The organism is Amycolatopsis sp. WAC 04197 (genome assembly GCF_003947475.1).
GTDB classification, from domain to species: Bacteria; Actinomycetota; Actinomycetes; order Mycobacteriales; family Pseudonocardiaceae; genus Amycolatopsis; species Amycolatopsis japonica.
Map to the genome: position 1 here is coordinate 196876 of NZ_QHJK01000015.1, position 21405 is coordinate 218280.

The 21405-nt window shown below is 69.6% G+C and carries 23 protein-coding genes; 12 read left to right on the plus strand and 11 right to left on the minus strand.

What is annotated here, in order from left to right; all coding sequences use genetic code 11:
* Positions 1–185 precede the first annotated feature (185 nt).
* Together DMC64_RS39550 and DMC64_RS39555 are read left to right on the plus strand one after the other, a co-directional pair.
* Positions 186–533 (plus strand): STAS domain-containing protein, encoded by a 348-nt coding sequence (locus tag DMC64_RS39550; RefSeq protein ID WP_063777632.1) that lies wholly within the window; start codon positions 186–188, stop codon positions 531–533.
* 22 nt (positions 534–555) lie between these two features.
* Entirely contained in the window at positions 556–1806 is a 1251-nt protein-coding gene (locus DMC64_RS39555) for a CdaR family transcriptional regulator (RefSeq protein ID WP_125737689.1), read from the plus strand.
* Between the two features lie 4 nt (positions 1807–1810).
* Here DMC64_RS39555 and DMC64_RS39560 read toward each other — a convergent pair whose 3' ends face one another.
* The gene (locus DMC64_RS39560; protein WP_370325711.1) at positions 1811–2158 is read right to left on the minus strand and encodes an STAS domain-containing protein; all 348 of its coding nucleotides are present in this window, start codon (positions 2156–2158) and stop codon (positions 1811–1813) included.
* 147 nt (positions 2159–2305) lie between these two features.
* Here DMC64_RS39560 and DMC64_RS39565 point away from each other — a divergent pair, with 147 nt between their 5' ends.
* The gene (locus DMC64_RS39565; protein WP_125737691.1) at positions 2306–3244 is read left to right on the plus strand and encodes a universal stress protein; all 939 of its coding nucleotides are present in this window, start codon (positions 2306–2308) and stop codon (positions 3242–3244) included.
* 10 nt (positions 3245–3254) lie between these two features.
* Here the strand turns inward: DMC64_RS39565 and DMC64_RS39570 are convergent, their stop codons facing one another.
* Positions 3255–3614: a hypothetical protein gene (locus DMC64_RS39570; RefSeq protein ID WP_125737692.1), complete on the minus strand. Its 360-nt coding sequence runs from the start codon at positions 3612–3614 to the stop codon at positions 3255–3257.
* A gap of 72 nt (positions 3615–3686) precedes the next feature.
* On the opposite strand from DMC64_RS39570, the gene DMC64_RS39575 reads away from it, so the two are divergent.
* Positions 3687–4775: a glutamate--cysteine ligase gene (locus tag DMC64_RS39575; RefSeq protein ID WP_125737693.1), complete on the plus strand. Its 1089-nt coding sequence runs from the start codon at positions 3687–3689 to the stop codon at positions 4773–4775.
* 87 nt (positions 4776–4862) lie between these two features.
* On the opposite strand, the gene DMC64_RS39580 is transcribed toward DMC64_RS39575, so the two are convergent.
* The 4 genes from DMC64_RS39580 to DMC64_RS39595 all read right to left on the minus strand — a co-directional run bounded on the left by DMC64_RS39580 (position 4863) and on the right by DMC64_RS39595 (position 9696).
* Positions 4863–5309, minus strand: coding sequence for a DUF6098 family protein (locus DMC64_RS39580; RefSeq protein WP_125737694.1), 447 nt, complete (start codon positions 5307–5309; stop codon positions 4863–4865).
* A 150-nt stretch (positions 5310–5459) separates the two neighbouring features.
* Positions 5460–6383, minus strand: coding sequence for an alpha/beta hydrolase (locus DMC64_RS39585; protein ID WP_125737695.1), 924 nt, complete (start codon positions 6381–6383; stop codon positions 5460–5462).
* On the minus strand, positions 6370–8394 hold the full coding sequence (locus tag DMC64_RS39590; RefSeq protein WP_125737696.1) for a CocE/NonD family hydrolase: 2025 nt from the start codon (positions 8392–8394) through the stop codon (positions 6370–6372). Before DMC64_RS39590 ends, DMC64_RS39585 begins: the two co-directional genes overlap by 14 nt.
* Before the next feature lie 3 nt (positions 8395–8397).
* The gene (locus DMC64_RS39595) at positions 8398–9696 is read right to left on the minus strand and encodes an acetyl-CoA carboxylase biotin carboxylase subunit family protein (RefSeq protein ID WP_125737697.1); all 1299 of its coding nucleotides are present in this window, start codon (positions 9694–9696) and stop codon (positions 8398–8400) included.
* Positions 9697–9770: 74 nt separating this feature from the next.
* Between DMC64_RS39595 and DMC64_RS39600 the strand changes: the two genes are divergently transcribed.
* The 3 genes from DMC64_RS39600 to DMC64_RS39610 are packed head-to-tail and all read left to right on the plus strand — an operon-like array spanning position 9771 to position 13411.
* Entirely contained in the window at positions 9771–11285 is a 1515-nt protein-coding gene (locus DMC64_RS39600; RefSeq protein WP_125737698.1) for an FAD-dependent oxidoreductase, read from the plus strand.
* Positions 11285–12382 (plus strand): glutamate--cysteine ligase, encoded by a 1098-nt coding sequence (locus DMC64_RS39605; protein WP_125737699.1) that lies wholly within the window; start codon positions 11285–11287, stop codon positions 12380–12382. The genes DMC64_RS39600 and DMC64_RS39605 overlap by 1 nt, the downstream gene beginning before the upstream one ends.
* Positions 12383–12400: 18 nt before the next feature.
* Positions 12401–13411 carry an iron-containing redox enzyme family protein gene (locus tag DMC64_RS39610; RefSeq protein ID WP_125737700.1) on the plus strand — a complete coding sequence of 337 codons (1011 nt, stop codon included), beginning with the start codon at positions 12401–12403 and terminating at the stop codon, positions 13409–13411.
* Here DMC64_RS39610 and DMC64_RS39615 read toward each other — a convergent pair.
* Both DMC64_RS39615 and DMC64_RS39620 read right to left on the minus strand, forming a co-directional pair.
* The gene (locus DMC64_RS39615; protein ID WP_125737701.1) at positions 13379–13594 is read right to left on the minus strand and encodes a CDGSH iron-sulfur domain-containing protein; all 216 of its coding nucleotides are present in this window, start codon (positions 13592–13594) and stop codon (positions 13379–13381) included. The two genes, DMC64_RS39610 and DMC64_RS39615, sit on opposite strands and share 33 nt — an antisense overlap.
* Positions 13578–14270, minus strand: coding sequence for a methyltransferase (locus DMC64_RS39620; RefSeq protein WP_125737702.1), 693 nt, complete (start codon positions 14268–14270; stop codon positions 13578–13580). The genes DMC64_RS39615 and DMC64_RS39620 overlap by 17 nt, the downstream gene beginning before the upstream one ends.
* A gap of 278 nt (positions 14271–14548) precedes the next feature.
* Between DMC64_RS39620 and DMC64_RS43125 the strand changes: the two genes are divergently transcribed.
* The 4 genes from DMC64_RS43125 (at position 14549) to DMC64_RS39635 (ending at position 17435) form a co-directional block, all read left to right on the plus strand.
* A complete protein-coding gene (locus DMC64_RS43125; protein WP_162836903.1) occupies positions 14549–14686 on the plus strand; it encodes a hypothetical protein in 138 nt (45 codons plus the stop codon).
* Positions 14687–14762: 76 nt separating this feature from the next.
* Positions 14763–15194, plus strand: coding sequence for a DUF4383 domain-containing protein (locus DMC64_RS39625; RefSeq protein WP_125737703.1), 432 nt, complete (start codon positions 14763–14765; stop codon positions 15192–15194).
* Between the two features lie 28 nt (positions 15195–15222).
* Positions 15223–16188 (plus strand): glycosyltransferase, encoded by a 966-nt coding sequence (locus DMC64_RS39630; RefSeq protein WP_125737704.1) that lies wholly within the window; start codon positions 15223–15225, stop codon positions 16186–16188.
* A gap of 29 nt (positions 16189–16217) precedes the next feature.
* Entirely contained in the window at positions 16218–17435 is a 1218-nt protein-coding gene (locus tag DMC64_RS39635; protein ID WP_125737705.1) for a glycosyltransferase, read from the plus strand.
* Between the two features lie 257 nt (positions 17436–17692).
* Here DMC64_RS39635 and DMC64_RS39640 read toward each other — a convergent pair whose 3' ends face one another.
* From DMC64_RS39640 to DMC64_RS39650, 3 genes are read right to left on the minus strand one after another with little or no spacing between them, the layout of a single operon-like run.
* Positions 17693–18598, minus strand: coding sequence for a glycosyltransferase family 2 protein (locus DMC64_RS39640; RefSeq protein ID WP_125737706.1), 906 nt, complete (start codon positions 18596–18598; stop codon positions 17693–17695).
* Positions 18588–19460, minus strand: a complete 873-nt coding sequence (locus DMC64_RS39645) for a glycosyltransferase family 2 protein (protein ID WP_125737707.1) — start codon at positions 19458–19460, stop codon at positions 18588–18590. Before DMC64_RS39645 ends, DMC64_RS39640 begins: the two co-directional genes overlap by 11 nt.
* Positions 19457–20344 (minus strand): polysaccharide pyruvyl transferase family protein, encoded by an 888-nt coding sequence (locus tag DMC64_RS39650; RefSeq protein ID WP_233629990.1) that lies wholly within the window; start codon positions 20342–20344, stop codon positions 19457–19459. The genes DMC64_RS39645 and DMC64_RS39650 overlap by 4 nt, the downstream gene beginning before the upstream one ends.
* 70 nt (positions 20345–20414) lie before the next feature.
* Between DMC64_RS39650 and DMC64_RS39655 the strand changes: the two genes are divergently transcribed.
* Positions 20415–21374: an NAD-dependent epimerase/dehydratase family protein gene (locus DMC64_RS39655; RefSeq protein WP_125737708.1), complete on the plus strand. Its 960-nt coding sequence runs from the start codon at positions 20415–20417 to the stop codon at positions 21372–21374.
* Positions 21375–21405: the final 31 nt, after the last annotated feature.

The window sequence follows — 21405 nt, forward strand, 5'->3', positions numbered from 1 at the left end:
AACCGGCGTAACGGGCCGCGAGGCTGCTACGGTTGGCCTGTCGCGGTTCAGACACCAGCCGCCGGGTCCCTTTTCCGGGTCCGGCATGCCCTCGGGCAGCTGCCGGCCCTCCAAACCGGCAAGGAGTCAACTTGACCGACTACCGCGCTCCCGCTTCCGATCCGCCCCGACCGACACGGAGATTCGTGTCCCCTCTCGACATCTCGATCACGGCTTCCGCCACCGACACGGTGGTCACCGTATCCGGCGAAATCGATCTCGGCGTCTCCGACGACCTGCGCAAAGCGCTGGACGAGGAGCTCCGGTTCAAGCCGTCGGTACTGATCGCCGACCTGTCCGCGGTCACGTTCTGTGATTCGTCCGGCTTCACCGTCTTCGTGCAGACCCGCGCGAAAGCCGAAGAAGCCGGCGTCCCGTTCATCCTGGTCACCCAGGAGCGGGCCCTGCTTCGCCCGATGTCACTGCTCGGCCTCGACGCGGTCCTCACCGTGCACCCGACGCTCGATTCGGCACGGGACGTGCTCACGCACTGACCAGCTGTCATGATGGGCGGTTGTGACGGGTGACAAGGATCCAGGCTTCCGTATCGGCGGACGTCCCCTGGCGGAACGGCTGACCGAAGTCCTGCCTTCGCTCGCGAAGACGGTGCTCTCCGAGATCGTCCTGCGGATCCCGGAGTACGGCCTGCTGCCCGCCGAGGAGCTCAGCGGCGACATCACGCACGTGATCGAGCAGAACCTGCGTTCCTTCATCGACACCCTGCGCACCGGCGCCACGCCGACGCGGCGGGAGCTCGACTTCCTCCGCGAATCGGCGGCCCGGCGCGCGGAGGAGGGCATCCCGATCGACGTCGTCCTCACCGCGTACCACATCGGCATCCAGGTGGTCTGGGCGTCGCTGACGCCGGACGCGCGTCCGGACGAGGTCGCCGACGTCCTGGCCGTCAACGCGCTCACCCTGCGTTATCTGGAGGTGGTCACGCCCGCGGTCGGCGCCGGCTACCTCGACGAACGCCGCACGATGTTCGACGACGAGCGTTCGGCGCGGCACACGGTGCTCTCCGCGCTGCTCGACGGCGAACCCGCGGAGGTCGCGGCTGGACAGGCGGGCCTGCGGCTGCCGCCGTGCTACATCGTCCTCGCGGCGTCGGTCGGAGCGCATCCGGACGAGGAGGTCGACGGGGTCGACCCGCTGGTCGCCGGACGGCGGAAGCTCCGGCGGCTGCGGGTCGAACTGGAACGCCAGATCCGGGGCACCGTCCTGACTTCGCTCACGCCGGACGGCGGGCTCGCCCTGCTGCCGCACGAAACCGCGGCCGACGAACTGTCCACCCGGGACTGGGCTCGCTTGGAGCGGGTGCTCGCCGACGTCGCCCGGACGGCGGGCGCCGAGGTCATCGCCGGGACCGCCGCGGCCGAGCCGTCCGGTGTGCCCGCCGCGGCGAAGCTCGCGCAGGACGTACTCGCGGTCGCCATCGGAACCGGGCGGCCGCCCGGGCTGTACCGGCTCGACGACGTCCTGCTCGAATACCAGCTTTCGCGTCCGGGCCCGGCACTCGACCGGCTGGCCACCCGGCTGACGCCGCTGGACGGCAACGAAGAACTGCTGCAGACGCTGGAGACCTTCCTCGACCGGGGCGGGCGCCGTCAGACGGCGGCGGCCCTGCACGTCCACCCCAACACGGTCGACTACCGGCTGCGCCGGATCGCCGAGCTCACCGGGCTGGATCCCACCCGGCTCGAACATATCGCGCTGCTGAACGCCGCCCTTGCGGCTCGCGCCGCCACCCGGCCCAATGCCTTGTGACACGTCACAGAACGTGAAGGGCTCCGTTCCGGCACAGGCCGAGCAGGCGGCAAGCGGAACGGCACTCGCCCGGGAAGACGAAGAGATTCGTCCCTGTTTCGTCGGCGAGCAACTGCGCGCGTTCGAGTGCCCGGATCCCCGTCACCCCGAAGAACTCGAGCTCGGACAGGTTGACGATCACCGTGGTGCCGCTGCCGTGGAGTCGCTGGTCGAGCATCTCCCAGAGGCGCGGCGCGGTCCCGAGGTCGACCTCGCCGTTCATCTTGACGACGGTGGTCCCCCTGGTCGGCCTGCTCACGTGCAGCCGCAGACGTCCCCGTGGTTCCTCGAGTGCCCGCCGTTCGGAGGACACTGAAAAGGCGCGCTTGTTGTCAAGCGCGCGGGGCGTCGACAGGGAAGTCATATGTGGAAGTACCCAGGCGCGCCGAGCAGTGAAACCGGCCGTCCGCTTGAAGACCCCGGAAAGCGGGTATCACCAGCGGGTCGGAGGTGATGTCCCATGTCCGCTGAACAGACGGGCCAAGGGCCGGTGGTGACCGGTTTCGACGGCTCGCCCGAGGCCCGCCGCGCCGTTCGCTGGGCGGTCGCCGAGGCGAAGACCCGCGGCCTCGGCCTGGTCCTCGCGTACTGCACCCGCGACCGGCTTCCCCCGCCCGGATCGGACCCGGTCGCGACACCGCTGAACGAAGCGGTCCCCCAGGCCGCCGACGAAGCCGCGGAAGTGGAACCCGCCCAGCGGCAGCTCGCCTCGATGGCCGAAGCGCTGAAACGCTCCGACCCGGATCTCGACGTCCGCACGGTCGTGCGTGGAGGCACTCCGGAACAGGTGCTGACCTCGGTCGCCGACGAGACGGACGCGGCGATGATCGTGCTCGGCGAATCCCACACCGGGTTGTTCACCAGGGCCGTCCTCGGCTCGACGGAATCCGGCGTGACCAAGACCGCCGGCCGTCCCGTCGTGGTCGTGCGCGGGGACGAGCCGCCACCCGGCGGGCCGGTGATCCTCGGTACCGACGGCTCGGAGCAAAGCTCGCAGGCGGCGGGCTTCGCCTTCGATTTCGCCTCCCGGCACGGGCTCACCGTGCACGCCGTGCATGTCGCGCGGATGCCGCTCTGGGGTCCGGCGAGCGAGCCGCTGCTCGGCGGGCCGGTGCTGGATCCGGCGCCCGGCATCCCCCAGGAGGTGGCCGACGAGCTCGTCGCACGGCAGCTCGAGCCGTGGCGGGAGCGCTATCCGGACGTCGCCGTGGAGACGGTGCACGGGGTGGGGCCCGCCGCGCAGGCGTTGACCGTGCAATCCAGTGAGGCCGCGCTGCTGGTGCTCGGCCGGAGCGATCACGGCGATCTCCGGCGTCTTCTGCTGGGTTCGGTCAGCGACGACGCGCTGCATCACGCGCATTGCCCGGTGGCGGTGGTCCGGGCCCAGCCGGTCGGCTGAGCCCGGCGTCTCACGAAGAAGCGAGTTCTCCGAGCGTGCGTCGCGAAACCCGCAGTTCCGCGGCCAGCAGCAGACCGCCCGTGCGGGCCTGGGCGAGCGCGTAACCGACGTCGGCGACCTTGTCCCAGGCCTCGCGAGCCGTGTCGCCCGCGCCGACCCGGCCTGCCAGCAGGCATTCTTCGAGCTGGCCCTGCAGGCCGGGCAGAACCTGGACGAGGTCGTCGGCGAGCTGCTGCAACGCCCCGATGGTCCGGCACAGGTCGGCGGGCGAAGCGGGTTCACCCGCCCGCAGGCTGCTGTGCAGGTGGCGTACGACCGATCCGGCCTGTGCGGCCAGCAGATACGGCGGCTCCTGCGACTTCGGGCTCATTGCCGTGGAATACCCCGTCCACGACCTGCGAAAACAAAGTTTGTGCCGAACAGGCCGCGGGTATCAGCGGTTGTGAACAACGACGTACTCACCTTCGGGGTCGAGGAAGAGTTCTTCGTGGTGGACCGGACCGGTCACCTTTCGCCGGCGGGCGACGCCGTCGTGGACGCCGCGGACGAAGAAGAGGGCGAACTCCAGCAGGAGCTCACCCGTTCCCAGGCCGAATCGGCCACCGGCGTCTGCACGACCCGCGACGAGGCCGAGCGGCAGCTGACGACTCTGCGCACCGACCTGGCCGAAGCCGCCGCACGGCGGGGTTGCCGCCTGCTGCCCAGCGGAAGCGCGCCGCTCGCGGAAACGGCTCTGCCCGCCATCACCCCGAATCCGCGCTACGAGCGGATGTCCGAACATTTCGGGGCGACCGCGCGGACGTCGCACACCTGCGGCTGCCACGTGCACATCGCCGTCCCGGACCGGGAGACCGGGATCCGGGTGATCGACCACGTGCGGCCCTTCCTGCCCGCGCTGCTGACCTTGACCGCCAATTCCGCGATCTGCGACGGCTACGACACCGGGTACGCCAGCTGGCGTTACCAGCAATGGAACCGCTGGCCCTCGGCGGGCGCGCCGCCGATGTTCGGCTCGCTGGACCACTACGAGAGCATCGTCGATGCCTGGCTCCGGGCGGGCGCCATCCTCGATCGCGCGATGGTCTATTGGGACGTAAGGCTTTCCGAGAAACAGCCGACGGTGGAATTCCGGCTCGGCGACGTCGCGGCCACCGCCGGCGAAGCGGTCCTCTACGGGGTGCTGATCCGCGGCCTGGTCGGCACGATCCTCGCCTCGGAGGAACAGCCCTCGAAGCTGTCCAACGAGGTGCTGCGCGCGCAGATCTGGCGCGCGTCGCGGGAAGGACTCTCCGGGCGCTGCCCGCATTTCCGGACCGGCGACCTCGCCCCGGCGACCGACGTGCTCGACGACGTCGTCACGTTCGCCTCGGGTGCGCTGGCCGAAACCGGTGATCTCGACTTCGTCCGCGACGGGTGTGCGCGGCTGGCCGCCGAGGGCGGCGGGGCCGATCGGCAACGGGCGCGATTCGAGAAGCGGCGTGTCGCGGAGGACGTCGTGGACCTCCTCGCCGTCCAGGCAGCCCGTGATTGAAGCCGTAACTCGCGTGATTGGAGCCGTATCTCGTGACTTACGGCTCCAATCACGCGAGTTACGGCCCCAAGCACGCGTCTTACGGCTTCAAGCCCGGCCGAGTTCCGGCGGGCGGCGCAACGGGCCCCAGTCCGCGTCGTGCCGCGCCCGGTCCCGCAACAGATCCCGGGCCTCTCCGAGCACCGCGGTGGAGATCCGGCCGACTGGTTCGGGATCGGTCAGCAGCGGCTCGTTGTCCGGACCCGAACCCACGATCCGGCCCGCCAGCACCCAGGGTTTGGTCTCACGACGGCGTTCGTGGCTGAGGTGGCAGTAGTCGTAGAGCCGCCGGGCCAGCCAGAGTTCGAGCGGCTGATCCCGCCACCAGGGTTCGGGATCGAGGGGGTTCACCGAAAGCCCCGGCAGTTCCGCGCCGGTGAGTTCGTCCCGGCTCGTGCCGGGGCGATGCTCGGGGGTCGGCGCCCACCGCACGTACAGTCCTTTCCGCCGCCTGACCAGCGCGGCGAGGTCCCCCAGTGACTCCAACCGTTCCATCGAGCACTCCAGCCGAGAAGTGGACGCGGTGACCGGCGCGCCGGCGTCCCTGCTCCGCCGGGGCTGCCCACGCCGGTCCACCTCACGGCCGGTGGACGTACAACCTCGCTGCGCCGGCCGTTGTCTTCCGGTTACCCACTCGTCACGCGGCTACACCGATTTCACGAGCGAGCGATCCACGAGATGAGCGATCTCCTCCAGCGCCAGCTTCGCTTCCGGGATCGAGGCCAGCATCCACGCGTGGATCATGCCCTCGTACTCGTGATAGCTCAACGGCACGCCTTGCTCGGTGCACAGCGTGTGAAGCCGCCGGGCGTCGGCGAGCAGGACGTCCTTGGTTCCGATGTAGACGGTCAGCGCCCCGAGCCCGGAAAGATCGCCGGACAGCGGGCTGAGCCTGGGATCGGTGCGGGGCAATCGTCCACTGTAGAGTCTCGCCGCCTCGTTCAGACCGGTGAGCGCGAGATACGGGTCGCGTTCGTCCAGCGCGGGTTGCGCCGGATGGCTCATCGTCAGATCCAGCCACGGCGACAGCAGGACGGTCTCCTTCGGCACCGGCCTGCCTTCGTCCCGCAACGCCTTGGTGAGCGCCAAGGCGATGCCCGCGCCGGCGGAATCCCCCATCACGATCTGGTCCTCCGGCTCGGCAGCAGCGGCGAACTCGTCGTAGGCGCGACGGACGAACGCGGTGGTCTCCGGGCATTGATGGTCCGGGGCCAGCGGGTAGATCGGCACGGTGACCGAGCAGCCGGTGCGGTCGATCAGCCGTCCGAAGAACCGCCAGTGGTCGTGCTGGATCTGGTGCACGTAAGCACCACCGTGGAAGTACAGCACGTGTTTGGCGACCCCGCCGCGTCGCGGGCGTATCGTGTAACACGGCCGTCCGTCCACTTCGGACCGCTCGACGTCGAACCGGCGCCGGATCGCGCGGATCGGCCCTCGGTCGCCCTTCGCCTGGCTGCTTTCGATGCTCCGGCGGAATCGGTCGAGCTCGGCATACGTACGCTTCCGTTTGGTGAGGCGCAGCCAGGCGAGCAGCGACTTCGCCGTGAGACTCGTCTTAGACCTGATCACGGGGAACCGTCCGATGCCAGTTGCGGGAGAACGTCCGTCGCTCGCCTTCGAAGGCGTCGAGTTGCGCGTCGATCACGAACTCGGTGGGAGTGCACGAAACCCGGGTCCGGGTCTCGGACCTCGCGGACCAGTCCCCGCGGGCGAAAGTCATCGACCACGCCGTCTCCGCCACCGGGGAACAGAAGTCGTCGGCCACCCACGAGTACCGCTCGAAGACGTTCCTCGTGACGTCGAGATCGATGTCCTCGAACCGGACCTTGCCCTCGTTCTTCACGATTTCGAGCGCGGAGCGGTAGTCGATCAGGTCACGGGAAACGGTCCAGCGCTGTTCGCCGGGCTCGACCTGGGTCGCCGGCAGTGGTTCCGTGCCTTCGGGTTCACCGAACGGCCGGGCCGGGACCTCGTCCGCTTCGGCCATCGGCCGCACCGGCAACGTCAACGTGCTCTGTCCGGTGTGGACGGTCACCCTCGCCGGTTCCGGCGGAGGCCACGCGAGCGGCCAGTACGAGGACGAGATCGACAGCCGGATCCGGTGCCCGGCGGGGAAAGCCTGCGCGACGGCGTTGAGCTCGACACGCACCCGGTATCGCGTACCCGGTTCGAGCGGTTCCGGGTCGTCGTGCCCGTCCCGGTGGGTCAGGTTCAGCAGGCCGTAGGTCACCCGCGTGGCCCTGCCGTCCGGCGCGACGTCGGACAGCCGGACGGCGACCTGCGCGACCGGCTTGTCCGCCGAGACCTCCAGATCCACCACCGGCGAACCGAGGATCTCGCACGGCTCGGCGAGTTCGTCGGTGTCGAAGACGAGCGAGCCGCCGTCCTCTTCCCGCTGGTCGTACGGCAGATCGGGCGGAGCGCTGTAGGAAGCCCATTTACCGGCGAACTGGCCGACCGAAAGCGGCGATTCCACCGGCAGATCCTCCGCCGGGACCTCCTCGCCGGACCGCGCGATCCGGTGCCGCGCGAGCCGATGCTCCGACGGACGCACATGCGGCGAAGGCCAGGACGGCTCCCCGACCCAGCGGCCGGGGCGGTCCTCGTACGAGGTCGACGGTGGCACGCTGTCCTGCATCCAGGTCTGCAGCATCGGCCCGTCCATGACGCCGTTTTCGACGTCCTTCAGCCAGTGGTCCCACCAGCGGACCAGTTCCTGCAGATACCCGATGGCGGGGCCGGGCCGTCCGAGATGCGGGTACTTGTGCGACCACGGCCCGATCAGCCCGCGCCGCGGCACGTCGAGATTGGCCAGCAGCCGCGAAACCGCGTTCGAGTACCCGTCCGCCCAGCCGCTCGACGCGAGGACCGGCACCTGGACGTCGCTGTAGTTCTCACAGACCGACGCGTGCCGCCAGTACTCGTCACGCCGCTGGTGGCTCAGCCATTCGCCCACCCAGAGACCGCAGTTCTCCAGGCGTTCGTGCCACAGGTCACGCCACCGCTCCCCCGCCAGCGCGGGGTCGGGAGGCAACGTGGCGTAGGCGAACATCGTGGACGCTTCGGCGACGTTGTCCGACAGCAGGCAGCCACCCATGTAGTGCATGTCGTCGGAGTACCGGTCGTCGGTGAACGACGAGATCGCGATCGCGGTCAGGCTCGGCGGTTTGCGCGCCGCCACCTGCAGGGCGGCGAACCCGCCCCAGGAGATGCCCATCATGCCGGTCCGGCCGGAACACCATGGCTGCGCGGCGATCCATTCGAGGACGTCCTCGGCGTCGAGTTGCTCCCGTTCGAGGTATTCGTCGGCGAGGACTCCCTCCGACTCCCCCGAACCGCGGATGTCGACGCGGACGCACGCGTACCCGTGCCCCGCGAGGTAGGGATGGTGCACCGAATCCCGCACCGACGTCAGATCACGGTGCCGGTAGGGGATGTACTCCAGGATCGCCGGAACCGGTTCGCCGTCCGAGGCGACCGGCCGCCAGATCCTGGCCGACAGCCGGACACCGTCGGAAACCGGGATCCAGACATGGTCCTCCTCGGTGATCTCGTACGGCAGCGAAGCCACCGTCCGCATGGGCTACCCCTCCTCGAATTCGAACCGCAGCGCCTCGGTGCACCGGCGGTACTTGCTCTCCATCTCCCGTTCGGTCTGCGCCGCCACGAAGATGTGCGCGAGCTCGTAGCTGTAGCTGTCCTGTTCGGGCAGATCGGACAGCCGGGTGTCCTTTTCGGCCACCAGCTCGATCTTCACCCCGGGGATCTCCGCCTCCAGGTCGGCGATCTCGGCGCGGGTGGGCACCCGGGTGACGAGCGCGTCGCGGAACCGGCGGTAGTACCACTTGCCCGCGATCCGGTAGTCGCCCCGGTTCCGTCGCGCCCCGGGATCCTGCCCCAGGCCCAGCCGGACCATGATCTGGTGGTTCGCCACCCCGTCCACGTACTCGAACAGCTCCGCGTGGGACTGCGAATGCCGCGGGTTGATCTCCAGCAGGCACGCCTGCCCGGATTCGGGATGACAGAAGAACTCGATGCTGAACGTCGCGTTGTCGAAACCGATCTGCTCCATCACACGGACGGAGATCTCCTTCATCCGCTCGACGGCGTCCACGGGAAGCTGCGACGGGTACTGATGCCGGAGGAAGGACGTCGAATCGGGATAGTTGATCGAATCGAGCACCCCGTAGACCGTGACCTGTCCTTTGTAGACATAGCCTTCGGTCGCGGCCTGCACGCCGTTGAGCTCTCCTTCGGCGAGGCACGCGGCCCCGCCGGCGTTCGCGACCTCTTCGGGAAGGTCGACCGTGGCCAGCACGCGCTCGAAGGGTTTGCCGACCCGGTCGACACCCGCCCGGATCTCGGCGACCGCCTTGTCGAACTCGTCGTCGTCGGCGACGTGGAAGGCCAGCTCCGAGGAGAACGACTTCACCGGCTTGAGCCACATGGGGTAGTCGACACCCTCGGGCGGTCGCGGGTCGTCCTCGTCCAGATCGACGATGCCGAACGACGGCACCTCGTCGATCACCTTCGCCTGTTCGAGGCGGCTCCAGTACTTGTGCTCGCACTTCAGCACGGCCTCGAGGGAGACTCCCGGAAGCCCGTACTTCTCGCACAGCATCGCCACCATCGTCGAGGACGGGAAGTCCCAATAGCTGACGATCGCGTCGATCGGCTCGGAGAAGGCGTCCAAATGCGCCTCCGCCTTCTCCACGAGTTCGACGATCGGGATCTCGCCGTGCTGGAGTTCCTCCGGCGAGAGCAAGGCGTGGAAGCGATACCGGTCGGCACCGGGGATTCGTCTCAGCACCTCCACGTTCGCGTCGTCGAGACCGATGACGAAGATGTTCTTTTCCTCTGGGGGCCTGGAGGATGTGGTCATAGGCCAGGCCTACCCGCTCAAGTGGGCCGGAAAACCAGGGTTTGCCCGCTCCGCCCCGAGGGAATCCGGCCCACATGACGGAGTTGCCCGGAACGCGTTCATTGTGGCTCGACACGGCTCCCGCTCCCGATCGCACCGGCACGCCCTTGCCGCCGCAGGTCGACGTCGCCGTCCTCGGCGGCGGCATCGCCGGGCTCACCACGGCGTACCGGCTGGCGAGGGCGGGGCGTTCGGTCCTCGTGCTGGAGGCCGGCCGTGTCGCCGCCGGGGTCTCCGGCCACACCACCGCCAAGATCAGCACCCAGCACGGGCTCAAGTACGCCACGCTGGCGAAAACCAAGGGCGCCGAAGCCGCCGCGATGTACGCGTACACGCAGGCGGCCGCCCTCGATTGGATCGCGGCGGCCACGGCGGAACTCGGCATCGACTGCGGGTTCACCCGCTCCGACAGCTTCGTTTACACGACCATGCCCGAGACCGTCGAAAGCCTCGAACGGGAGGCCGAAGCGGCCGCCGAGGCGGGTCTTCCGGCCTCCTACGTCACCGAGGTCGACCTCGACGTGCCCGCCCTTGGCGCGGTCAAGTTCGCGTCGCAGGCGCATTTCCACCCGCGCCGCTGGCTGCTCGCGCTGGCCGCCGAAATCGAACGCGCGGGCGGGACGATCGTCGAAGGGGTACGCGCGGAAGGTCTCGACGAACTCGGCGGGACCAAGGTGCGCACGAGCTCGGGTGACGTGCGCGCCGGCGAGGTCGTGGTCACGACCCACTACCCCGTGTTCGACCGCGGCCTGTTCTTCGCCCGGCTCGATCCGGTCCGCGATCTGGTGGTCGCCGGACCCGTCGCGGGGAATCACCCACCCGAGGGAATGTACCTGGACGCCGACACCCACCACTCCGTCCGGAGCTACCTCAACGACGGTGTGCCGTACGCGGTCGTGGGCGGCGAGCATTACCGGGTCGGCGACTCCGTCGACGTCGAGAGCCGCTACGAACGGCTCGCCACGTGGGCGCGCGAGCACGCCGGCGTGCACCGGGTCACCCACCGGTGGTCCGCGCACGATCTGTCCACTTTGGACTCCGTGCCGTACGTCGGGCGCTATCACCCGGCCAGCCGTCACCTCTGGGTCGCCACCGGTTTCGGCCAGTGGGGTATGACGGGCGGTACCGCGGCCGGGCTGCTGCTCGCGGATCTGCTCACCGGACGCGACAATCCGTCGGCGGGCCTGTACGACCCGAACCGCTTCGACCTCCGGTCGGCGATCTCGACCGTCGAGAACAACGCGACCGTGGCGAAATTCCTGGTGGGCGACCATCTCAGCGCGTTGCGCAAACCCGCTTCCCTCGACGAACTCGCGCCCGGCGAGGCGAAGGTGACCCGTGACGGCGGCGAACTCGTCGCCGCCTACCGCGATCCGGGTGGCGAGCTGCACGCCGTCGGCGCCCACTGCACCCATCTCGGCTGCCTCGTCGCGTTCAACAACGCGGAGAAGACCTGGGACTGCCCGTGCCACGGTTCGAGGTTCGGGCTGGACGGGTCGGTGATCCAAGGGCCGGCCGTACGCGCGCTACCGAAGAAGCGGGAGCGGTGATGACCGGGATCGGCATCGAAGAGGAGTTCCTGCTGGTCGATCCCAGGACCGGGGTGAGCTGCCCCCGGGCCGAGGCGGTGCTCGAACGGCATCGGATCTGCTGTCCGCTGCCGGACGGCGCGGCGGTCCACCGGGAACTGAGGCCGACCCAGATCGAGGCCGCCACCGGCGTCTGCGACACGGCCGACGAGCTGTACGAGCACCTGACCGCGGGACGCCGCACGCTCGCCGAAGCGGCCGCGGGCGAGGACTGCGCCATCATCGCCGCCGGCACTCCCCCGCGTCCCTCGCCCGAACGCGACTACGAGGCCGTCGACCGGTTCGGCAAGGTCGACGCGCTGTACGCCGGGGTGGTCAAGGCCTACGAGGCCTGCGGATGCCATGTGCACGTCGGCGTGCCCGACCGGGAGACCGCGGTCGCCGTGGTGAACCATCTGGGTGAATGGCTGCCCACACTGCTGGCGTTGTCGGGCAACTCGCCGTTCGAAGGCGGCCGCGACACCGGCTACGAGAGCTGGCGGATGGTGGAGCAGAGCCGGTTCCCCGGCTCGGGTATCGCCCCGTACTTCGTCGACGCCGCCGCTTACGAGGAACAGGTCGGCAAGCTGGTGGACTGCGGGGTCCTGGTGGACGAGAACCAGACCTTCTGGCTCGCGAGGCCGTCGGCGCGGTGGCCGACGGTCGAGGTCCGCGCCGCCGACACCGCGTCCACCGTGGACGAAGCCGTCCTGCAGGGCCTGCTGACCCGCGCGCTGGTGCGCACCGCCCTCACCGACCTGGACCACGGGGTGGAGGCCGCGCCGCTGGATCCGCAGATCGCCGCCGCGGCCGTGTGGTCGGCCGCGCGTCACGGGCTTTCGGGGCCCGCCGTCGACCCGGTGGCGGGAAAACCGGTCCCGGTGGGCGACCGGGTCGCCGCGCTGCTGGCACATACGAGGCAGGCGTTGGAGGACACGGGCGACGCGGACCTCGTCCGCACCCTGCTCGGCCGTCTGGAACGGGAGGGCACCGGCGCCGAACGACAGCGCCGGGCCGCCGCCGACGGCGAGATCGCGGTGTTGCGGATGCTGACCGAAGAGACGGTTCCGCACGCCTAGATCGGGTACCCGCGCGGCATGACGACGATCGACCGTGATGTGGCCGCGAGGCTGCCCGAGATCCGCGGCCCGCTTTCCGCCGCCGTGGTGGACACCCTGGCGGGCGGACGCCGAGACGATTTCGACCCCGAAGTGGCGACCGGGGCCGACCCGTTCGGTGAAGACCTCCAGCTGGCGCTGCACGTCTGCTACGAACTCCACTACCAGGGCTTCGACGGCGTCGACTCGGAGTGGGAGTGGGACTCGCGCCTGCTCGCCTTCCGATCCGTTCTGGAGCACGTGTTCCTCGACGGTATCCGCGCCGCCGTGCCCGGCGGGGACGACGTCGGCGGGCTGCTGGACGAGTTGCTCGTCGAACCGGTCGACGGCGGCGGCGTTTCCCACTTCCTGCGTGACGAGGGCGAATGGTGGCACGTCGAGGAGTACTTCGCGCAGCGGTCGATCTACCACCTGAAGGAGGCCGATCCCCACGCGTGGGTGATCCCGCGCCTGCGAGGCAGGGCCAAGGCCGCGCTGGTCGCCGTGGAGTTCGACGAGTTCGGCGGCGGGCGGGCCGATCAGGCGCATTCCCGGCTGTTCGGGGATCTGCTGACCGCCGCCGGCCTGTCGGACGGCTATCTCGCCTACCTCGATCACGTCCCCGCCTGCACGCTCGCGACGGTGAACATGATGTCGCTGTTCGGCCTGCACCGGGGCCTGCGTGGCGCGCTCGTCGGCCACTTCGCCGCCGCCGAGATCACCACCGCGCCCGCCGCCCGGCGCATGGACCAGGCACTGGAGCGTCTCGGCGCGGCGCCGGAATGCCGCTACTTCTACACCGAGCACGTCGAGGCCGACGCGGTGCACGAACAGGTGCTGCGGCACGACGTCGTCGGCGATCTGCTCGACCGCGAACCCGAACTCGCGGCGGACGTCGCGCTGGGCATCCAGGCCACCGACCTGCTGGAAACCCGGCTGACCGAGCACCTGCTCGGCGCTTGGTCAGCCGGGGAGACCTCACTCCTCAGGCCGCTGCATCCCCTGCCGTGACCGGCGGCGGTGACTCGTGTCGCAGAACGGGTACCGCTTGCTGCGGCGGCAGGCGCAGAGGGCGACCACGAAGCGATCCGAGGTCACCGTCTCGCCGTCGTCCGTGACGATCTCGACCGGCCCCTCCACCAGGAGGGGCCCGCCGGGTTCGATCCGGACCCTGGTCCTACGGCCGGTCGGCACGGATCACCACCAGGTCCTCGTGACTTTGCTCGGCCTCGATCAGGCCCGCCGCTTCAAGGAAGGCCGCCCGTGCCCGCATGACCGGTCCGAAGGGGATCGACCGGGTGGCGACCACCGACGGTGTCAACCCCGCCGCCCGCAACTGCGTCAACGACGTGTCAGGGCCGGAGACCGCGGAATGGACCATCATCAGGTAGCCGCCCGGCGCCACCAGTTCGGCCGCCTGGGCACAGACCTGGTCGAGCACGATCCGGCCGTCCGGCCCCGCGTCCCACGCCCGCGCGGCCCCGGTGGCGGGTATCGGCGAGGGAACGTACGGCGGATTCGCCAGCACGACGTCGAACGGGCCACCGCTCGCTGCCTCGGCCAAGCCGCCCCGAAGCGGCCGGACCGGGAGGCGGCGCAGCCGCGCGTTGACCCATACCGCGGCCAGCGCCCGCCGGGAGATGTCCACGGCGGTCACCGATCTCGCGCCGTGCGCCGCGGCCGTCAGCGCGAGGGCGCCGGTGCCGGTGCAGAGGTCGAGAACTTTCGCTTCACGGGGTATCCCCGACGCGCTCAACGCGCTCGCCAGCAGCCACGTGTCGTGTTGCGGGCGGTAGACCCCCGGCGGCCGCAGCAGCCATGGCCGCGCCGGGGCGAGTGGAATCGTTGCTGCCTGGGAGATCGCGGTCATGTCCCCTCCGGTTCGCCGTAGTTGCCCACGGCTACCCCGGTCGTACGACGCGAAACGTCCACAGTGGTCGCCTTGGTCCGTTCCCTTGTACCGCACTCGCGTGATCGAGGCCGTAACTCACGTGATCAAAGCCGTAACTCACGTGATCAGCGGCGGAACACCGAGTGGAGCCTCCAATCACGCGAGTTACGTGCCTGATCACGCGAGTCACGCCTTTACCGATCACTAAAACGCGAGAAAGCGGGTAACCACGAGGAAATCGAACGAAGGAGACCCTCATGGACACCGGACCCGCCAAAGGCGATTCCACCGACAGCGAGAAACTGGACCAGGAAGACCGCGAAGAAACCCGCGGCGAGCAGGGCACGTCGTCCGGGGACCCGCACGACGACACCGACCCGCAGTCCGGCGAATGAGGCGCGCCGCCGAACGCGTTTTCACGGCCGCACCACGGGGTACCCGGTCGGCTTGCGGCGAAACGGAGGCTTTCCGATGAACCTACGTACGACGGGCTTCCTTCTGCGACCGGTGGTGCTGGTCATCGCGCTGGTCCACCTCGTCCTGGGTGTGCTCGGCTTCTTCTTCCTCCCCGAGGCGAACGAGGTCGGCGAAAACACGCTGTGGATCTTCAGCGCGACAGGCATGCTCGACGTCATCCGCACCGTGATCGGCGTCCTCGGCCTGGTCGCCGTGGTCAAACCGTCCGCGATCCCGGCCTACAGCTGGCTGGTTTTCGTCGCGTTCACGGGTTTGACCGCCTTCGGTGTGCTCTCGGCGGGGACCGATTCCGCCGGTGACGCCGTCAACCTCAGCTGGGCCGACAACGTCCTGCACGGGGTGACCGCCCTCGTGGCACTCGTGGTGGGCGTCGCGTCCACCCGCAGTTCCCAGCGGAAGCAAAGTAAGACAAGGGAAAACGTTTAGTCCGTCCACCACGGGCAACTTGGCGGGTATGACGAAAACGGCCCCGCTCCGGATTCTCCTGTGGCACGTCCACGGTTCGTGGACCGAGGCTTTCGTCCGGGGTGGCCACCACTGTTTCCTGCCGCTCCTCGAAGAGGGTGGACCGTGGGGTCGCGGACTCAGCGGCCGTGACTGGCCCTCCGCCCAGGAGGTTCCGGTCGACGAACTGGAGGATCTCGACGTCGACGTCGAGATCCTTCAGCGGCCGGAGGAGATCCACCTGGCCGCGCGATGGCTGCGCCGCCGTCCCGGCAAGGAAGTGCCCGCCGTCTACGTCGAGCACAACACGCCCCGGGAGCACGCCGCCACCACACGGCATCCGTTGGCCGAACGCGACGACATCCCGCTCGTCCACGTGACCCATTTCAACGAACTGATGTGGGACTCCGGCCTCGCGCCCACGGTGGTCGTGCCGCACGGGATCCCCGATCCCGGTGAGCGGTACACCGGCGAACTGCCCCACGGCGCGGCCCTGATCAACGAACCCGCGCGGCGGGGCCGGATCACCGGAACCGATCTGCTCCCCGCCTTCGCGGAGATCGCGCCGGTCGACGTGTACGGGATCGGCGCGGAAGAACTCCACGGCCGGCACCCCGCGGTCCGTCCCGGCGGCGATCTGCGGAGTCGGGAGCTGCACGCCGAAGTGGCCCGGCGGCGCGTCTACCTCCACACCGCGAGGTGGACGTCGCTGGGCCTTTCGCTGCTCGAAGCGATGCATCTGGGCATGCCGGTCGTGGCACTGGCGACCACCGAAGCGGTACTCGCGGTCCCGCCGGACGCCGGCGCCGTCTCGACGGACGTCGAGGCGTTGGCGAAGGCGTACCGCGAGCTCATCCACGAACCCGATTTCGCTGTGCTGGCGGGGAAAACCGCGCGCGAGTTCGCGTTGAGCCGCTACGGGCTCGACGCGTTCCTCGGCCGCTGGAACGCCCTGCTGGCCGAAGTGACCGCTTGATTCCGCCGCAGGCGGAGGGAAGGAGCCCGATGAGGATCGCGATGGTTTCCGAGCACGCGAGCCCGCTCGCCGCCATGGGCGGAGCCGACGCCGGGGGCCAGAACGTCCACGTCGCGGCACTTTCCGCCGCGCTGAGCAGGCAAGGACACGACGTCACCGTCTACACGCGCCGCGACAACCGCCGTGTCGCCGCGACCGTAGAGACGCCGGACGGCTACCGTGTCGTCCATGTTCCGGCGGGGCCGGCCAAAAAGCTGCCGAAGGACGAGCTGCTGCCGCATATGGGCGAGTTCGGCCGGGTGTTGCGGTCCCGCTGGGCCAAGGACCGGCCCGACGTGGTCCACGCGCATTTCTGGATGTCGGGCCTGGCTTCGATTCTCGCGGCGAAGGATCTCGGCATCCCGGTGGCACAGACCTTTCACGCGCTGGGCGTGGTGAAACGCCGCTATCAGGGCAAGAACGACACGAGCCCGCACGACCGGATCCGGCTCGAGCGGATGATCGCCAAACAGGCCGACCGCGTGATCGCGACCTGTTCGGACGAGGTCTTCGAACTCGTGCGGATGGGGCTGTCGCGGTCGCGTGCTTCGGTCGTCCCGTGTGGAGTCGACCTGACGACGTTCACCCCGGATGGTGGCGTGGCCGACCGGACGGCGCGGCGCCGGATCGTCAGCGTCGGCAGGCTGGTCCCGCGCAAGGGTTTCGACCTCGCCATCGCCGCGCTGCCGTCGCTCCCGGACACGGAACTGGTCATCGTGGGCGGCCCGGACGGGGGACCGCTCGACAAGGCACCGGAGGTGCGGCGGTTGCGGGCGATCGCCGAACGGGCCGGCGTCGGTGACCGCGTACACCTGCCCGGGCTCGTGTCGCGCGAACAAATGCCCGCCCTCCTGCGTTCAGCCGACGCGGTGGTCTGCACGCCTTGGTACGAACCGTTCGGCATCGTGCCGCTGGAGGCGATGGCCTGCGGCGTCCCGGTCGTGGCGACCGCCGTCGGTGGTCTGACCGACACGGTCGTCGACGGGGTCACCGGGATGCTGGTCCCTCCGCGCAACCCCGGGGAGCTGGCGGCGGCGTTGCGACGCCTACTCGGTGACGCTTCGTTGTGCGAGTCGTTCGGACTCGCCGGAGCGGATCGGGTGCGGGCGCGGTACTCCTGGGACAGGGTCGCTTCGGATTGCTTGCGCGCCTACGGACGCGTTCTGACCGGGGAGACGGAAGTGGCGGCGGCCGCTTCACCTTCCTGACTTCCGCGAGTGGCGAGGACGATTCCTCGGGCTGTCCAAAAAGGACACTCTTTGAGATCCAGCCTGTCTGATTTGGGCACTTTGCGCAGTATCGCCCCGGGGTCGTGAGTGGCGATGGTCGTTCTAACCCTCTTTACCACTCACGACCTCTGCAGCAACCGGACATCATGACATCAATCGGGTGCGCAGTCCGCGCAAGGGATTCGATGACGCCATGTTCGACTCACCCTCGAATAGCCGTCCTCGCCACTCACGAGTCACCCGACGTACCGGCGCGCGACCGAGTTCCGCTGCGATTCCTCCAGCAGGACCAGCCCCCGCTCGACCGCGGCCGGGACGACCGCCCGTTCCCGCACCACCCACGGAATCCCCCGTACCGCTTCCGCCACCGCCGCGAACGTCGCCCGGTCGAGGGGCGCCGAACGCAGCACCGCGACCATCCGGCGCAGGACACTGCCGAGCGGCCGCCGCAGCCACAACGTCCACAACGTGTTGCGGATGCCGAGCTGACGACGGCGTCGCGGGTCGCGGACGGGCGAGGGAGCGTGATGGATCACCATCTCCTCGTCCCAGCACATCCACCAGCCCTTGCTCGCGAGGTCGAGGGCGAACAGCTCTTCCTCTCCCCCGAGCCACATCCGGTCGGAGAACCCGCCGACGTCGTGGAACGCGCGGACGCGGACGGCCGAAAGCCCCGCCATGACGCCCAGCAGAGCGGGACCGGGCAGCCACTCCGGTCCGGGGACCGGCGAATGGCGCAGTTCCGGGGTGATCGGGTCTTCGGTCAGGGACGGCTCCACCAGGCACCGGCCGGTCACCACGCCCAGCCCGGGGAACGCGTCGAGCCGGTCGGCGGCGCGGCGCAGGGAGCCGGGCTGCCATCGGGTGTCGTCGTCGCAGAAGGCGACATACGGCGTCTCCACTTCGCGGACGGCGAGATTGCGCGCGACGGCGCCGAGGTTCCGCGGCGCGCGGATCATCCGGATCGAGGGGAACCGTTCTTCGACGGCGTCCGCGGTGCCGTCGGTGGAAGCGTTGTCCACCACCACGATCGGCGCCGCGTCGGGGAGCGCGGTCATCGCGGCGAGCGTCTCCAGCAACTGCGCCCGACGGTTGTGCGTGATCACCACGACCGTGATCCGGTCCTTCACTTCATCCTCCATGGGCGTGTTCCAGTACCCGGATCCGGCGTTCCACCGCAGCGGGCAGCCGTTGTCGGTCGGCGAGCGCCCACGGCAGGCGCCGCACCACCCCGGCGAGCGCGCCGAGTACGCGTGGCTCCCGCGGCGCCCTGGCCAGCGTCCGGAAGGCCTCGGCGAGGCATCGGCGCAGTGGCCGCCTCATCACCGTGATCAGCATGCGGTTGCGGAGTTCGGCACGCTCCCGCCAGGACGACGACGGCCGCACGGGAGACGGATGATGGTGCGCGCGCACCGCCTCCGCGTAGCAGAGCCACCAGCCACGCGCCGCGAGGTCGTAGGACAGCAAACGCTCCTCGGCACCGAAATGCAGCAGCGGATGGAAGCCGGCGGCCTGCAGATACGCGCTCCGCCGCACGATCGCGGAGCAGGCGAGGAAGCCGAGCACGGCCGGTCCGGGAAGCCCCTCGGGCCTGCCGAGCGGGCTCGCGGCCATCATCGAGACGACCGGATCCTCCCGTTCTTCCTCGCCCACCAGGGTTTTCGCGGCCACCAAGCCGATGTCGTCGTGGGTGTCGAGAATCCGTTCGGCTTCGGCGAGCGCGCCTTCGGCCCACCAGGAGTCGTCGTCGCTGAACGCGACATACGGCGTCCGAGCCACCGCGACCCCGAGATTCCGCGCCGCCACACCGATGTTGCGCGGCAACCGGACCACCCGCACCCCGGGGAACGCCGCCGCCCTGGCCGCCGTGCCGTCGGACGAACCGTTGTCCACCACCACGATCGGCGGAGGCGGCCGCAACGCGGTCAGCTCTCGCAACGTCCGTTCCAGCTCCGGTGCCCGATCGCGGGTGGCGATCACCACCGTCGTCGAAGCGGCGCTCATCGGACCGGCCTGGTTTTGAGCGCCTTCACCATGTCCCGCATGAGCCCGTTGTCGGCGGGCAGCGCCCGGAGCGCGGCCACCGCCCGGCCCTGCACCGAAGAACACCAGCGCCACCAGGAGTCGAGCACGTCCCGATCCCCCGCTTCTTCGGCCGGGACGAGCGCGGGCCAGCCGAGCGCGTCGGCTTGGGCGCTGACCTTGCCGCCACCCGCGACCGGGTCGATGGCCAGTGCCGGCACCCCGGCCTGGAGGCTCAGCACCAGGCCGTGCAGCCTCGTCGTGACCACGACATCCAGATGCGACAGGATCGAGGTGAACTGATCCGGTGTCTCGCAGCGTTCCCAATCCGACGACGCCAGCCGCGTGTCGAGCGGCACTCTGGCGCAGTCCACTCCGGCGATCCACTCCCGCACCGACGCGTGCACCTCCGCGTGGCGACCGGAAGCGCCGTACTCCCGTTGCGGCGGTGCCAGGATCACGCCGGTCACCAGTACCTGGTCCGTCGGCACGCCGAGGGAGAGATCCGGGGTGCCGACCTTCTCCTGATCCCGCGGGAAGACCTGGTCGAAGCCGGTGACCGTGTCGTCCTCCGGGTCGATCACCGACACCCCGACCGCGATCCGGTGGCAATGGGCGAAGCGCCGGTGCACCTCCCGGATCTGCCATCCGTGCGCCGGCCCGCACACGAAGACCACATGGCTGTACCGGGCCGGATCCACTTCTTCGTAGTTGACGTCCCCGGGCCGGTAGACCGGGCTCCACGCCAGATCGTGTTCCATCCCCATGGTGGACAACGCCTCGTCGACCCTGCGCATGCTGAGCACGTCTCCCGCGGTGGCCTCGCCGTGGCGGAAGCTGGCCCAGCCGATAACCAATGCACGCATATCCGAGACTTACCCGGCTTGTCCGCGTTCACACGGTTTTTTCCGGGCCCGCACCGGGTAGCCACTCGCCATGGACAGAGCGCTGGTGACCGGGGGCGCGGGTTTCGTCGGTTCGCATCTGTGCGAACGTTTGCTGGAGGCGGGAACGGAGGTCGTCGCGGCCGACAACTTCGCGACCGCCGCCACGGTCAACGTGGCGCATCTGCTCGACCGTCCGGGATTCCGGCTCCTCTCCCGTGACGTCACCGGGCCGATGACCGCGCCGGGCCCGTTCGACGTCGTCTTCCACCTGGCGTCCGCCGCCTCGCCGCGGGACTACCTCCGCCTTCCGCTGGAGACGCTGCGCGCGGGCTCGTACGGCACCGAACGGGCGCTGGACATCGCCGAACGCGACGGCGCCCGGTTCGTCCTCGCGTCGACGAGCGAGGTCTACGGCGATCCGCGGGAGCATCCGCAGCGCGAGGAGTATTGGGGACACGTGAACCCGATCGGCCCGCGCAGCGTCTACGACGAAGCCAAGCGGTACGCCGAGGCGCTCACTTCGGCCATGCGCCGGGAGCGGGACGTGAACACCGGTATAGCGCGGATCTTCAACACCTACGGTCCTCGTATGCGTCCCGACGACGGCCGCATGATCCCGACGTTCATCGGGCAGGCGCTCGCGGGCGCGCCGCTCACCGTGACCGGCACCGGCGGCCAGACCCGTTCGCTCTGCTACGTCGACGACACCGTCCGCGGCCTGATCGCGCTGGCTGCTTCCGACGTGCCCGGCCCGGTGAACCTCGGCAACCCGCACGAACTCACCGTGCTGCGGATCGCGGAGGAGATCCTGGCCGTCACCGGCAGCGCGTCCCGGATCGAATACGTCGACGCCGCCGTCGACGATCCGGCCCGCCGGTGCCCGGACATCTCCCGCGCCCGCAGCGAACTCGGCTGGGAGCCGGAGATCGCACTGGCGGAAGGACTTCCGCGCACCGTCGCCTGGTTCACCCGGCAGAGGTCGGGCCCGTACCCGGCCGCCGGTGCCTGAGCCCCGAGCCTCCCCCAAATCCCCCGAGAGA

What these genes read in the sequence shown, in the direction of transcription:
- DMC64_RS39565 (WP_125737691.1), top strand. Translation starts at nt 2,306, where the DNA reads ATGTCCGCTGAACAGACGGGCCAAGGGCCGGTGGTGACCGGTTTCGAC.
- DMC64_RS39570 (WP_125737692.1), bottom strand. Translation starts at nt 3,614, where the DNA reads ATGAGCCCGAAGTCGCAGGAGCCGCCGTATCTGCTGGCCGCACAGGCC.
- DMC64_RS39580 (WP_125737694.1), bottom strand. Translation starts at nt 5,309, where the DNA reads ATGGAACGGTTGGAGTCACTGGGGGACCTCGCCGCGCTGGTCAGGCGG.
- DMC64_RS39590 (WP_125737696.1), bottom strand. Translation starts at nt 8,394, where the DNA reads ATGCGGACGGTGGCTTCGCTGCCGTACGAGATCACCGAGGAGGACCAT.
- DMC64_RS39595 (WP_125737697.1), bottom strand. Translation starts at nt 9,696, where the DNA reads ATGACCACATCCTCCAGGCCCCCAGAGGAAAAGAACATCTTCGTCATC.
- DMC64_RS39600 (WP_125737698.1), top strand. Translation starts at nt 9,771, where the DNA reads ATGACGGAGTTGCCCGGAACGCGTTCATTGTGGCTCGACACGGCTCCC.
- DMC64_RS39605 (WP_125737699.1), top strand. Translation starts at nt 11,285, where the DNA reads ATGACCGGGATCGGCATCGAAGAGGAGTTCCTGCTGGTCGATCCCAGG.
- DMC64_RS39610 (WP_125737700.1), top strand. Translation starts at nt 12,401, where the DNA reads ATGACGACGATCGACCGTGATGTGGCCGCGAGGCTGCCCGAGATCCGC.
- DMC64_RS39620 (WP_125737702.1), bottom strand. Translation starts at nt 14,270, where the DNA reads ATGACCGCGATCTCCCAGGCAGCAACGATTCCACTCGCCCCGGCGCGG.
- DMC64_RS43125 (WP_162836903.1), top strand. Translation starts at nt 14,549, where the DNA reads ATGGACACCGGACCCGCCAAAGGCGATTCCACCGACAGCGAGAAACTG.
- DMC64_RS39625 (WP_125737703.1), top strand. Translation starts at nt 14,763, where the DNA reads ATGAACCTACGTACGACGGGCTTCCTTCTGCGACCGGTGGTGCTGGTC.
- DMC64_RS39630 (WP_125737704.1), top strand. Translation starts at nt 15,223, where the DNA reads ATGACGAAAACGGCCCCGCTCCGGATTCTCCTGTGGCACGTCCACGGT.
- DMC64_RS39635 (WP_125737705.1), top strand. Translation starts at nt 16,218, where the DNA reads ATGAGGATCGCGATGGTTTCCGAGCACGCGAGCCCGCTCGCCGCCATG.
- DMC64_RS39640 (WP_125737706.1), bottom strand. Translation starts at nt 18,598, where the DNA reads ATGGAGGATGAAGTGAAGGACCGGATCACGGTCGTGGTGATCACGCAC.
- DMC64_RS39645 (WP_125737707.1), bottom strand. Translation starts at nt 19,460, where the DNA reads ATGAGCGCCGCTTCGACGACGGTGGTGATCGCCACCCGCGATCGGGCA.
- DMC64_RS39650 (WP_233629990.1), bottom strand. Translation starts at nt 20,344, where the DNA reads ATGCGTGCATTGGTTATCGGCTGGGCCAGCTTCCGCCACGGCGAGGCC.
- DMC64_RS39655 (WP_125737708.1), top strand. Translation starts at nt 20,415, where the DNA reads ATGGACAGAGCGCTGGTGACCGGGGGCGCGGGTTTCGTCGGTTCGCAT.